Source organism: Spirochaetales bacterium, assembly GCA_016930085.1.
GTDB lineage: Bacteria > Spirochaetota > Spirochaetia > SZUA-6 > JAFGRV01 > JAFGHO01.
In genome coordinates this window covers 142,530-155,975 of record JAFGHO010000057.1, presented here as the reverse complement: position 1 = coordinate 155,975, position 13,446 = coordinate 142,530, and the positions used below count along the sequence as shown (strand labels likewise).

Genomic DNA, 13,446 nt, shown 5'->3' with positions numbered 1-13,446 from the left:
TCCTTAACTATATTTTATGACAATAATATAACAATTTTCCGCCTCAGTGATCGAGGTAATCCCTCAGTTTTCTGCTTCGCTTCGGATGACGAAGCCGCCGTAATGCCTTTGCCTCAATCTGTCTGATCCTTTCACGTGTGACATTGAAATAAAGTCCGACTTCTTCGAGTGTCAATGAATATCCGTCTTCGAGCCCGAACCTCATCTTCAATACATCCTGCTCCCTTTTAGGAAGCGTGGTCAGCACTTCTTCCAGCTGTTCCTGCAACAACTTGAACGCCGTCTGGCTGGCCGGGTTTTCGATTTCCTTATCCTCGATAAAATCACCCAGCAGGGAGTCTTCTTCTTCACCGATCGGTGTTTCGAGCGAAATAGGTTCGCGGGCGACATTTTTCACCGATTTCACGCGGCTTATCGGCCATCCGAGCCTTTCGGCGATTTCCTCATTCGTTGGTTCTCTGCCGAGAATCTGCATAAGCTGCCGGGATTCCCTGATTACCTTATTGATCTGCTCGATCATATGAACGGGAACCCGGATCGTCCGCGCCTGGTCCGAAATAGACCTCGTGATCGCCTGCCTGATCCACCATGTCGCGTAGGTGGAAAACTTGTATCCCTTTCGATACTCGAACTTTTCTACCGCCTTGATAAGCCCGATATTGCCCTCCTGTACGAGATCGAAAAAATGCAATCCGCGATTCGTATATTTCTTTGCGATACTGACGACAAGACGCAGATTGGCTTTGATCAGCTTGTTCTTCGCACCTTCGAGCATCACCTTACCACGGGCTATCTCATTCGCCATTTTAAGGATCTCCTCGACCGGTACTTCAAAATCGAACTCCAGGTTCCTGAGCTTGTTTCTGCTTGCATGAAACTCCTGAATACGCCGTTTTATTTCATCGGGAGACATACCGAGTTCACGTTCTTTCTCTTCCCGCTTGCGGGGAATGGTAAGTGCCTTGCCGAGACCTCTCAGTTCCTTGATATTCTCGAGTTTCAGGGTTTTTTGTATCCGCTCCTGTTCCCTTCGATAGTTTTTTATTATTTTTTTTGCCTTAAAAAACTTTTCTATAAGCGAGGTAATCTCATAGGGATGAAGCTCGACATTCTTGAGTCGTTTGAGAATATCCTTCTTCTGTTTTTTAAGGTTTTCGTCTTTGAACAATTCCTTTTCGGAGCAATGCAGACTTTTTTTATAATCAATATACTGTTTGAGTTGTATAAAGTTTTCTCTGCACACATCGAGATACGATTGATTCAGCCGCCTTTTTTCGGCAAGAAACTCGGAAATCTGTTTTTTTGTGAGGTTCATATTACGCGGGTCGCTTTTCGACAGAATTTTCATCCCCACGATAAAAAGTTCGTTAATGAAAATTCCCGATGATTTTATCACCCGTTTTACGATATTGTTGCCGTCCTCCATCCGTTTTGAAAGGATAACCTCCTGTTCAGCGGTCAGGAGATTTTCCTTTCCGATTTCTTTAAGATAAAGCCGTATCGGATCGTCGATCGATGAATCCTTGTGGTGTGCAACCAGTTTCTTCTTCTGGGCCGGTTCTTTTTCGATATCGATTTCGATATCAAGATTTATCGGCTCCTCCTGAAGTTTTATGCTGTTCTTCTCCAGGATCGAAATCACTTCATCCATTTTTTCCGTATTGATAATATAGTCCGGGAGAAAATCATTCACCTCATCAAAACTGATGTTTTTCTTTGTTCTGGCAAACTCAAGAAGCTTTTTTACTGCCGGATCATTCTCTAATTCAGACATCTTCTTTCATCCTTAATTCTTCATATTCCTTGTCCAAGACCATTTTTTCAACAAGGAGATCTTTCATTTTCCATGGTTCTGTTTTTTCATATTGTTTGATAAGTAACGAGATTTCTTCTCTTTTTTCAAGCAAATTCCGCTTTTTTATCCCCGCAATCCCGTCCGCTATTATTTTTTCGGGATTAAGGGTGAACTCATCAGATGTATTCTTTTCTAAGATCAATACCCTGAGTTCATCATTTTCTATTTTTTCGAGTAATGAATTAAGTGAATCATCTCCGTCCCGGAAACACTCCTCCAGTGCAATATAAATTTCCTTTGCCCATTCATCCTTTAAATGGTTTACCGATATACTATTTCGCACATCCGAAAAATAGTATCTCAGTGCCGTTAATGCCAGCATAAAAAACAACTCGTCGGTTATATGAACAGCTTTTTCTTTTTTTTCGGCCTTTATTGGTAATAGTCGCTGCTGTTTCTCATAATCTTTTCGTATCGATGCTATATCAATATGTATAGCATCGGCAATTATCTCAAAATATCCATCACGTTTTATTTGTGACGAGATTCTTTTCAGGTACGGTACAATAAACTGAAATATTTCCTCTTTCCCTCTTGGCGTACCGCTATCGTACCTCTCCGAGGCAATCGTTAACAGATACTTAATACTATTAATAGGAGATTTTAACATTTTTTTCAACTCATTGCTACCATGTTTTTGTAAAATGTCGTCCGGATCCCGGCCTTCCGGCAGTCTGACAACTCCGGTCTCACAATCAAACCCCATAAGACATTCCAGTGCCTTGAGTGATGCGGCGATACCGGCCGTATCGCCGTCGAAAAGCAGGATGATATTATCCGTATACCGGCATATAAGCCGTGCCTGTGCTTCGGTAAGTGCGGTCCCGAGGGGAGCGACACAATGGGGAATACCGCCTTTATGCAGCGACAGAACGTCCATATATCCTTCGACAATATAGGCGCACTTGTTTTCCTTTATAGCCCCTGATGCATGATGCAGCCCGAAAAGATTGTTACCCTTTTTAAATATCTCTGTTTCCGGTGAATTGAGGTATTTGGGACCACCCTCAGAAAGACTGCGCCCGCCGAACGCGATGACTTCTCCCCGGCTGTTGCGGATCGGAAACATGATTCTGTTGAAAAAATACGGGATGTATCGTTTCCGCTTTTCCATAAACAAACCAGAAGACCCGATAAACTCGATGGAGTAATTATGCTTTTCAAGCATTGAAAGCAGCCACGAATTACTCGCCGGCGCATAACCGAGTTGAAATCGTTCGATCAACTCCGGGCTCACTCCCCGCAGTTCGAGATACCGGCGCGCATGGGCCGCCTTACTACTCTTCATCAACAGGTAGTGAAAACTTCCGGTGAGTCGTCTGTAGAGGTCATAGAGGGATTCCCGTTTTAAATCGAGCTGGGGATCATGATGTATCGAGAGGGTGACATTCGCTTTTTTCGCAAGGAGTTTCAAAGCCTCCATAAACGACAGCTTCTCGATTTCCATCATAAAAGTAAAAATATCCCCATACTTATGACAGCCGAAGCAGTAATACATTTCTTTATCGGGGGTGACGGAAAAGGAAGCGGTTTTTTCCGAATGGAAAGGACACAATCCCCAATACTTCGATCCCTTTTTATTCAGGCGGACATATCCGCCGATCAACTCCGTAATACTGATTTGCCGTTTGATCTCCGCCTTTGCTTCTTCGAGGTTACTCATATCCATCACCGCCCCGGCGGACTTCCATATTTTTTCAGATAGTACCATTTGGCCGCATTATGCTCTTCAAGGTCTTCGGAAAAATAATGTTCTCCGGTTGAGGGATCCTTGACACAAAAGTACCAATAATCGGTTTTTGCGGGATAGAATGCCGCCCTCAACGCGACAAGACCCGGATTCGAAACCGGACCGGGCGGGAGACCGTGCCATTTATAGGTGTTATAGGGAGAATCGATTTCCTTCATGTCGAGGGTGATATATTCGGGATGGGGTTGGCCGTAAATCTCGGTAATAATATATTCGATCGTCGCACAGGATTCAAGCCCGACGCTTCGCCTGTCCCGGTTATAGAAAACGGAGGCGATAATAGGCGCCTCTTCCGGTAATCGATATTCACGTTCGATTATCGAAGCCATAATTACCTTCGCATACAGCTTATTTGCCGGAACAACTTGATATTCCACGCCGATTTCTTCCAGTTTTCCGAAAAAGGTTTCTATCATCGTATCGACGATTTTTGTTGCAGAGGTCGATCGGGAAAAAAAATAGGTCTCGGGAAACAGAAATCCCTCGCAATCGGCACCGGGAATCGAATATTTTTCGCGCAGTTCCTCCGAACGTATCGCCTTCAATATTTCGTCCTTCGTCGAAAGTCCGTTCGCTTCATAATGGAGAGCGATTTTTGTTTTTGTCCATCCTTCGGGAATGGTAATCCTGACTGGGGACTCCCCTCCGCTGACAATCAGATTATGGATATCAAATGTCGTCAACCCCCGTTTAATAACGTAATAACCCGCGTCGAAATCCTTTTCGGTATCGAGAATTTTCCCGACGAATCGCAGGAAAAAAGCGGATCGAATTAGTCCTTCTTTTTCGAGATTTTGTGATATTTGAAGCAGGGTTTCTCCCTTCCTGATAATGAAATTAATGTCTGCTGCGTCTTGTGATTCCGGTGCGCTGTTGCAATACAAAATGACGATTCCGCAACCGATGGCGAGAACAAAAAAGATACTGAATAAAATAAAAAAAACTCTCACAATCCCTTTCACGAATGTAATGTTGATCCTTTCTTTTTCATAGCGATGATTACTTTCTTTTTTCAGGCCCGTATATTCTTTTTATCAAGAGTGCTTGTCAATAAAATCACCTTTTCCGGTAAAAAAATCAATAGTCAGGGATATTCATTTTTTCTCTGTATTTTTTCCAGTTCATCGATCGTAAGCAGGGAATATAATTCCTTTTCCAGGCGCATGAGAATTGCGGCGACTGATTCACCAAGACGAAGTTCGTCTTGTTTGAGTGCCAAATAAAGATCAATGAGTTCTTTTTTTGACAATCCCAAAACGAATTTCTCTTCCATGTATTACTCGATTACGATTTCCTTTCCTTCAACGGCAACCATAATACTCAAATATTTGTTTTTCAGATGATTGAGATACCACTTCGATAATCGCTCGATACCAATTATTTTTTTATCGTTATAGAGTGGCTCATGGTGAAAAAGAACAAGATTTTTTACCCCCCATACCGACGCAAGGTCCACATCGATACTATATGATGAATGGCCCCAATCAATTTTGTCGATCGATTCTTCCAGCGTATACTGGGAATCAAGGATCAATACATGCGCATCCTTAAAAAAGACCGTATTCTCCTCATCCCTCAGAAACTCTTTTTCCGTAATTTCCGAATCCGTTGCCACGATGGCGCTTTTCCCTTTATGCACAACTTTATAGGCGAACGATCCGCCGGGATGTTTCATTCTCTTCCACGCAATCTCCGTATTATCGATTGTCAGCTTCGTCCCGTTCAGTTCGATAAAGTGAATGTCCGCGGGAAGAATATCCATCCCGACCGGGAAATAGGGAAATCTCATCTGGTCTCTCAAATATTTTTCGAAATCCGGTACGGGGCTATATAAAAATATCGTGTTCCGCTTGTTAAAGGCGGGTGAAAAAAAAGGTATTCCCTGGATATGATCCCAGTGGAAATGGGTGAAAAAGATATGAAACTCATGGATATGTTTTTCTTCCGTAGTATAATAATTGCCGAGTTCACGGATACCCGTCCCCGCATCGATAACAAAACATCGCGGGGCATCGATCTTTACCTCTATGCAGGTGGTATTTCCTCCTACCGTCCCGAAAATGTCCTCGGGCAACCGGGCAAGAAACAACTCTCTGTTTTCCGGAGACGTCAGATCCGCGGGTTTGATTCGCTGTATAACGGCTGAAATTCTGCTTTTAATCTGTTTCGATGTGAGTGGAGTCGGTATCGAACCTCTTACTCCCCAGAACTTTATTTTCATCCCTTTTCCTCGACCTCATTCGACATCAGGTGATTCTCGAAGTCCCGGCGGCTGTAATAATAGTCTTCCTTTTTAACATTTTCCATCCAGCGGTTGATCTCTTTGCCTGAATGAAGGATACCATTGTCAATACCGGGACAAAAGCTTTTTAGGGATTTCCATTTATTCCGTGAACCCATATACGATGTCCAGAATGGAAAACTCCTGCACTGGAAGGGACGGTGTTCATAATAGAGACATCCGTCATTACTCCAGAAAATACAATCGTAATTGGATTTTTCTATAAGACTTATCTTTGTCCCGCTTATCGTCGGAACAATCCTGCAGAATTCACTGAAAAACCGTGAAAAAGGAAGTTGCAGGGCCGAAAGAAGTGATGATATATCGTTTTTCGAAAGGAATACATAACCGGGAGTATGGCGGCAACATGCCGAACATTTTGTACACTCAAAGTGAAGTCCGTCGCCATAGAATGGTTTTATCAATTTATCGATCAATGATGTAAAACCTCACCGTAATTTTCAGGTTTTATCTTTATGGAAAATATTCGGAAAAAAAGACGTTATATTGATCATGACGATTATAGAATTCGGTGAACTCTGCTTACGTATGAAATATAAATGGGGAGAGAAGGATTTGAACCTTCGAAGGCTGAGCCAACAGATTTACAGTCTGCCCCCTTTGACCACTCGGGAATCTCCCCTCACGAACAGGCACTGCCGCAGCCGCCTTTCTGCGGCTCGTATACCCGCGCCAAATATATAAAGCAATCTATCGAATTATACAAATTTATTCAAGTATTTTTATGTCAATTTTTATGGTGAAAACCTTATTCCCTGCCGATTGATTTTATCCACGCTTTGATTGAAAAGAAAAGCCACCTCTCGGATTCGAACCGAGGACCCCGAGATTACAAGTCACGTGCTCTGGCCAGCTGAGCTAAGGTGGCATCATATTCTCTTGCTATCAGGCCCTCAAAGCCGTTATCCAAGAGATATTCGTTTTTCACCCCTTCCCCTGCTTGGGGGGGAAGGGGTGAAAAAGCTTTAGAACAACACGGACAATCTTATAAAAAATACGGGGGATAGTCAACATTTTCTTTCATATTTCCCACAGAAAGTGTGAGAATTTCTATCCGGTCCCTGAACACGGCAACCGTGTGCTCAAATTGAGCGGTAAGAGAATTATCGCATGTGACGATCGACCAACCGTCTTCGGTAATCGTCACTTCCGGATTCCCGATACTGATCAACGGTTCGATGGTAAAAACCATACCAGGTACTATTCTCATGCCCGTTCCTTTTGCACCGATATTCGGAATCCGCGGATCTTCATGCATCTTCTGTCCGATCCCGTGACCGACATATTCCTGAACAATCGAACACCCGTGTTTTAGGGCGATTGCCTGTATTGAAAATCCGATATCGCCGATGTATCCCCCCGGCCTTATCGCCATGATTCCCGCAAGAGAAGACTGCCATGCGGCCCTGATCACCCTTTTCGTATCCGGCCGTAATGCCCCGACACAAAATGTCCAGGCACCGTCGCCATACCAGCCGTCGATCGAGATGGTTGTATCGATAGTAACAATATCGCCGTCGTCCAAAGCGTAATCCGACGGCAGTCCGTGCGCCGCGACATGATTGACCGAAGTACAAATCGATGCGGGAAATCCGTTATAGTCCTTCAACGCGGGATGCCCCCCGTTTTTTTTTATCATCTGTTCGGCAAGCGTATCAAGTTCCGCTGTTGTGGTCCCTTTTCTCACATACACTGCCAGATTTCGCAGGACCTTTTCGACAATTCTGCAGCTTCTTCGTATCCGCGCGACATCGACAGAGGTTTTCAGTGGAATATGTATATCCTGTTCAAACATTCCATTTTATTATCGTATGAACCGCTTGAACACTCAATCGAAGATCCCGGATCATACGACACTGAGGATGATTTCTTCTTTTTCCCGCAGACTCAAAGTCTTCGGATTTCCGGACATACTCGAACCCTCGGATTTTTCCGCTATCGAAGTGATTAATGATTTATCGATCCCGTATCGCCCGAGGTCTTTCGGTATGTTGAAAAGATCCAGCAGCATGATCGTTTTTTCGATCAGCATTTCAACGGGATCGTCGTTTGAATTCTCTCTTGCACCGCCGCACAATACCCGCATATCTTCTCGTATGGCATCGGCATTCATCTTCAGAACCGGTACAAGGAATTCGGCACAGAGAAGCCCGTGCGGAATATCAAAAAGACCGCCAATCCCCGACGCAAACCCGTGAACCGCCCCCAGTCCTGAATTGGCAAGGGCGATTCCGCTTATCAAGGCCCCATAGGCCGCCCCCGTACGGGCACGCATATCTTTTATATCCTTTCCGAGATTGAAAAGAGCATCGAGCATGACGGGAAAAGCGTGTTTCACCAATGCACGGGGCATCGGTGTTGCCTTTTTTGAAACAAAGGATTCTATAAGCTGTACGAGGGCGTCGAGACCTGAAATACCGGTAATATATGGATCGAGACCGGCAGTCAGTTCGGGATCAACGATAATCGTAGAAGCCAGGAGAAAGGGAGATCGAAAACTCTTTTTCGCGCGATGGGTTTTGGATATCACAACGGCGTTCTTTGTTGCCTCCGCACCCGTTCCCGCCGTTGTGGGAATCGCGATCCAGGGGACGCCGCTTTTATCGAGTTTTTTCCCCTTCCCAATTCCTTCACAATAATCCCCGATACCGTCACTTTCACGAACGAGTCCCGATACCGCTTTAGCCGTATCGATGACAGACCCGCCGCCGCACCCGATAATGAGGTCAGGATCGAACTCACGGGCCTGTTCTGTGACCCTCGATATGCTTTCCACGGTCGGCTCTCCTGATTCGCATTTTCTGAAACAGACAGTACATCCGTCAAGAATTTTCGAAAAGACCTGTTTCCAGCCTGATTGCTCGAACCATCTGCGGCCTGTAATAAAAAAAATCTTTTTGCCGAAAGCGGCCGCGATAGTGCCGAGTCGGTTTCGCTCACCCGGCCCGAAATGGATATATTGCGGACATTCGAATGCAAATGGCTTGATCATGTATTCACTATAACAGGATTCGGAATACCGTGTCAATGAAAGTCAAAAAATCCGGTGCATTGTGCGGTTTTATATGGTTTTAACTAATTTCACCATTTACCGGTCAACCAGTCGCGACCTTTCACTCCTCCGCTTACGGAAAGCCCGCGTATCGGGAGAACCTTATGGTCGGTTTCGAAGAGTACATTCTCTCTTTTTCAAATAGCACGAGTTTAAGCCGTCCGGTGAACAGCTGTAAATTATGATATTTTTCGATCGAACGTCCTCTTGCAGCGGATAGAGAAGTTTTCCGCACCGGTCTTTGAGGATGGAGGTCGTTCCCGGTTATAAAAATGGTCGATTTTTCAATAAAAATCAACTACCATATAAGAACATGTCACTGTTGCGTGAATGAATGCATATGAATGAGTCAATCGAAAGGAAAGGGGGATTGGTATGGAATATATATACAATCTGATCGAATCCTTCCGCACGATAAGCTGGATTGTCGTTGTCGGCTATATTGCATCGCTTTTTACGGCAATCACCTTTTATATGAAAACGATTATCCCTTTGAGAATTTTTGCTATCTGTTCCAATATTTTTTTTATTACCTACGGTTTTTTCGGGGGGCTGGGACCTGTTTTTTTTCTCCATGTCTTTCTCTTTCCTCTCAATGTCGTGCGCCTCGTACAAATGAAAAAACTAATCGCAAAGGTAAAAGCCGCATCGCAGGGAGAATATTCACTCGACAGTCTCGTTCCGTTCATGACAAAGCGAAACATGGCTGAAGGAGAAGTGCTCTTTAAAAAAGGAAGCCCCGCCCCGGAGATATTTTATATTCAGAAGGGGAAGGTGTATTTGGAAGAAATCGGACAGACGGTGACGGAAGGCAATATCATCGGAGAAATCGGTATATTTTCACCCTATAAAACAAGAACCGCCACCGCCATGTGTGTCGAAGACGGTCAACTTATGACGATACATGAAAGCACGATTACCCAGTTGTATTATCAGAATCCCACATTCGGGTATTATCTCATCCAGCTTATTATCAAACGTTTTATCGAAAATTACGATCGTGAACACTCATCATTAAAACACGAGCCATGATGTAAGAAACTTGAGGGCGATGAAGAGAAACAGGCAGATAATGATGGCGATGATAGCGAGTACAAGCCGGAGGAGATATATTTTCTTCTCAAGAAAAGCAATGAGAAAGAGAAATACGATGTAGTAGGTCGCAATAATTGCCGAAGCAAGCAAAGTAATTTCAAGTGTCTTCAGGAGGAATATCTGCGTCGCATCGAGAAATTCCTGGAAATTTCCGACGATATATAAAAAGAGAAGGAGTAGGGAAAAAAGCACGAGAAAGAGGGTGAGTTTGCCCAGTACATGAAATAACCAGGTCTTTCGTATCTGTTTACCGAATATCATCGTTTCCATTTATATTCAGGCAAATATTATTGTGACCGCCGAATATTCGACTACCAACATAAAATCATGATCAGCCATGTATTAATATATCGGTTGAAGCCAATAATATCAATATTGACCCCCGCATCAATATTGATCCGTCTCTCACTGACGGTCTTTTCGGGAACACTGTTTCCCGCAGGTAATCCCTGTTGTCTGACATGAGGGGATATGCACAGGCGCACCCGTGGCATCCGGCATAGGGCCCTCATTTCATATCGTCGATTGAGTATATCTTTTTTTTCCTTTATAGTCATAGCGGGATCATTAATGGTTGAAAAGGTGAACGCATGAAAAAGGTTATCATAGGATTTGTAATTATTCTTGTTTTCGGAATCGTGATTTTTCTTGTCGGATTGGTACACGTGAAGGAAAACACATATGCGGTTATCCAGACAAAACTGTCCGGTCTTGAAGAGAAGGTATACGGACCGGATATCTGGTTGTGGAGATGGGAAAAACTCCTTCCGACCGTGTTCACTATGTATCGGTTCAATCTTAATCCCTACCATGCCGATATCGATGTTCCCCTCAACAGCAATCTCGGCACTGAAGATATTACCGAAGGAGAAGAGACCGACACTGCATCATCCGAATTTTCATTCAGCCTTGTCTTTTACCTTGTGTTCGATATAATACCGGAAAAGTTACCCTCGCTTGTCAAATCCGGTTTGACGCCGGAAACACTCGACATATGGTATCATGACATCGCGACCGGTCTGACGGAAAAAGTCACGGCGATTATTATTAAAGATCCCGCCACCCTCAACCTGAAAAAACAGGAATTTCTCGCCCGCCTACGAACACTGATCGCTCATGAAACCGTCTATGACGCCGTCTCCCTTATAAGGCTTGAACCAAAATCATTACGGATCCCTGATTATGATGAATATATTTCACTGAAATCGTGGTTTCTTTCATTTCTCGACAAAAAAATCGCCACATTACAGGAAGAAAAAGAGAGACATATCAGGGCAATCGAGCGGGAAATGGATGAGATAATCCTTAATTTAAAAACATACAAGGATGTGCTGCAAAAATATCCGGCGATTGTAGATTTTCTCTACATGAATAGGGAGGGATTCACGACACATACACCGGAATACACAGACGAGGAGGAAGATTAGTTCGGTTTTCTTTTACACAAGCCCCCAATAGTACTGATTGTATGTTATATAAAAAAGTTTATTTAAGGTAAAAACACTTTGCATAAAGAGAAAAGCGCCGAAATCCATTTTACAACAATATATTGCCAATAATGTTCGATCTTCATAAACTCGGAAATATATTGCTTTTCATACCCGTTTACATTATAAATAAACAAGGGGTGATATCATCCGCACGTCGACGAAACATCGCCGGGACCGCCGGCACACGGCTTTTCTGCTTATATGCAAAAACGGCCGAGTCTGTTTCTCGGGTATACCGTGCAGAAAATCAGATAAAGAAAGGTGATGCATTTGTCCGATCAATATTTCCTGTGTTTCAACAAAATTACATATGTCAGGGGTGAAAAACCACCCGGTTGCATTTTGTGTTCGATACGGGACAAGGAACCCCATGTAGTCGATTTATCGGTATACAGGGATGACTTTTTCATCGTCTGTGTGAATCTTTATCCGTATAATCCCGGTCATATCATTATTTTCCCGCTCAGGCATATCGAGGATATCCGTGACTATAATGCACAGGAGGAAAAAAGGTTTACATTACTGAAAAAGGAATTTCTCAACATTCTCGATCAACTCTATACGCCTTCCGGATACAATATAGGATACAACATGAAAAAATCTGCCGGCGCATCGATCGACCATCTCCATATCCATATAATCCCCCGCTATCCCGCTGAAACAGGCATTGTCGACCTGATCGCAGGTAAACGTATTCTCATTGAGAACCCCATGGATACGACGATGAAAATAAAAAAAGCTGCAGTTTATCTGAAAAATCTCTAGCAGGGACGAATGCGCCGCATTCACATTCCTCGTATTCCGCTGAGGTAATCCTTGCCTTTTATTACATGAATGATCCCGACTCATTTATCACTAAAGCCGCGCTTTGTTTTACCGAGTATTAATGAGAAGGCGCTTCACAAAAAAAAGACATGGATGTCTTTTCATACATACAATCAAGGAGGATTGGATGATTATCAATCATAATATGAGTGCGATTTTTGCCCACCGCCAGCTCAAGTTTAACAACCTTGAAGTGAGTAAGGATATGGAAAAACTCTCATCCGGATACAGAATCAACCGTGCATCCGATGATGCATCGGGGCTTGCCGTTTCAGAGAAAATGAGAACCCAGATCCGGGGGATGCTTCGCGCGGAAAAAAACGCACAGGACGGTATTTCATTTATTCAGACGGCTGAGGGGTATCTGCAGGAAAGTCAGAATATTTTACAGCGGATCAGGGAACTCGCCATCCAGAGTTCGAACGGTATTTATTCTGACGAAGACCGGCTTCAGATCCAGGTCGAAGTATCCCAGCTTGTCGATGAAGTCAACAGGGTCGCTTCACATGCCCAATTCAACGGCATGAATCTCTTGACCGGGCGGTTTGCCCGTGATATGGGAGAAAATCTGATAACCGGTAGTATGTGGTTCCATATGGGAGCGAATATGGACCAGCGTGAACGAGTCTATATCCATACGATGACGGCACAGGCACTCGGTATTCAGAGTAAGCAGGGCTTTGCGCATGCGGCAACATTTATTTCGCTTTCGACACCCGACCGGTCCAACATGGTGATCGGTCTTGTCGATGAAGCACTTCAGAAAATCGGTAAGCAAAGAGCAGACCTTGGTGCGTATCAGACGAGACTCGAGCACACCATGACCGGTCTGTTGGCCGGGGCGGAAAATCTTCAGGCTTCCGAATCGCGAATCCGTGATGCCGATATGGCGGAAATCATGGTCAGTTTTGTAAAAAACCAGATTCTTGTTCAATCGTCAACGGCAATGCTCGCCCAGGCAAATACAAAACCCCAGACGATACTCCAACTCTTTCAGTAACCCGTCATTATTCAAGACACAAAAAAGCGGCACCTTCATTTGAAGGTGCCGATAAAGTAATGCAGTGTTCCATGGGT

Annotated in this window: 13 protein-coding genes and 2 tRNA genes; 4 read left to right on the top strand and 11 right to left on the bottom strand. The window is 44.0% G+C overall.

The window, feature by feature from the left end; genetic code table 11:
* Positions 1-43: 43 nt before the first annotated feature.
* The 10 genes from rpoD to JW881_09900 form a co-directional block, all read right to left on the bottom strand.
* The gene (rpoD, locus tag JW881_09945) at positions 44-1,774 is read right to left on the bottom strand and encodes an RNA polymerase sigma factor RpoD (protein ID MBN1697822.1); all 1,731 of its coding nucleotides are present in this window, start codon (positions 1,772-1,774) and stop codon (positions 44-46) included.
* Positions 1,767-3,566 (bottom strand): DNA primase, encoded by a 1,800-nt coding sequence (locus JW881_09940; protein ID MBN1697821.1) that lies wholly within the window; start codon positions 3,564-3,566, stop codon positions 1,767-1,769. The genes rpoD and JW881_09940 overlap by 8 nt, the downstream gene beginning before the upstream one ends.
* Positions 3,524-4,567, bottom strand: a complete 1,044-nt coding sequence (gene mltG, locus JW881_09935) for an endolytic transglycosylase MltG (GenBank protein ID MBN1697820.1) — start codon at positions 4,565-4,567, stop codon at positions 3,524-3,526. Before mltG ends, JW881_09940 begins: the two co-directional genes overlap by 43 nt.
* Before the next feature lie 122 nt (positions 4,568-4,689).
* Complete coding sequence (locus JW881_09930; protein MBN1697819.1) at positions 4,690-4,878, bottom strand: hypothetical protein; 189 nt, start codon at positions 4,876-4,878, stop codon at positions 4,690-4,692.
* A 3-nt stretch (positions 4,879-4,881) separates the two neighbouring features.
* A complete protein-coding gene (locus tag JW881_09925) occupies positions 4,882-5,826 on the bottom strand; it encodes an MBL fold metallo-hydrolase (protein MBN1697818.1) in 945 nt (314 codons plus the stop codon).
* Positions 5,823-6,323 (bottom strand): YkgJ family cysteine cluster protein, encoded by a 501-nt coding sequence (locus tag JW881_09920; protein MBN1697817.1) that lies wholly within the window; start codon positions 6,321-6,323, stop codon positions 5,823-5,825. The genes JW881_09925 and JW881_09920 overlap by 4 nt, the downstream gene beginning before the upstream one ends.
* Positions 6,324-6,447: 124 nt before the next feature.
* Positions 6,448-6,529, bottom strand: a tRNA-Tyr gene (locus JW881_09915).
* A 172-nt stretch (positions 6,530-6,701) separates the two neighbouring features.
* Positions 6,702-6,775 (bottom strand) — tRNA-Thr (locus JW881_09910).
* 117 nt (positions 6,776-6,892) lie between these two features.
* Entirely contained in the window at positions 6,893-7,702 is an 810-nt protein-coding gene (map, locus tag JW881_09905) for a type I methionyl aminopeptidase (GenBank protein MBN1697816.1), read from the bottom strand.
* A gap of 51 nt (positions 7,703-7,753) precedes the next feature.
* Positions 7,754-8,899 (bottom strand): iron-containing alcohol dehydrogenase, encoded by a 1,146-nt coding sequence (locus tag JW881_09900; protein ID MBN1697815.1) that lies wholly within the window; start codon positions 8,897-8,899, stop codon positions 7,754-7,756.
* Positions 8,900-9,334: 435 nt separating this feature from the next.
* Here JW881_09900 and JW881_09895 point away from each other — a divergent pair, with 435 nt between their 5' ends.
* On the top strand, positions 9,335-9,991 hold the full coding sequence (locus JW881_09895; protein ID MBN1697814.1) for a cyclic nucleotide-binding domain-containing protein: 657 nt from the start codon (positions 9,335-9,337) through the stop codon (positions 9,989-9,991).
* Here the strand turns inward: JW881_09895 and JW881_09890 are convergent.
* On the bottom strand, positions 9,974-10,324 hold the full coding sequence (locus tag JW881_09890) for a hypothetical protein (protein MBN1697813.1): 351 nt from the start codon (positions 10,322-10,324) through the stop codon (positions 9,974-9,976). The two genes, JW881_09895 and JW881_09890, sit on opposite strands and share 18 nt — an antisense overlap.
* Before the next feature lie 320 nt (positions 10,325-10,644).
* On the opposite strand from JW881_09890, the gene JW881_09885 reads away from it, so the two are divergent.
* From JW881_09885 to JW881_09875, 3 genes are all read left to right on the top strand, one after another.
* Complete coding sequence (locus tag JW881_09885) at positions 10,645-11,481, top strand: hypothetical protein (GenBank protein ID MBN1697812.1); 837 nt, start codon at positions 10,645-10,647, stop codon at positions 11,479-11,481.
* A 327-nt stretch (positions 11,482-11,808) separates the two neighbouring features.
* A complete protein-coding gene (locus JW881_09880; GenBank protein MBN1697811.1) occupies positions 11,809-12,309 on the top strand; it encodes an HIT domain-containing protein in 501 nt (166 codons plus the stop codon).
* 187 nt (positions 12,310-12,496) lie between these two features.
* Positions 12,497-13,369: a flagellin gene (locus tag JW881_09875; GenBank protein MBN1697810.1), complete on the top strand. Its 873-nt coding sequence runs from the start codon at positions 12,497-12,499 to the stop codon at positions 13,367-13,369.
* The last annotated feature ends 77 nt before the right edge of the window (positions 13,370-13,446 follow it).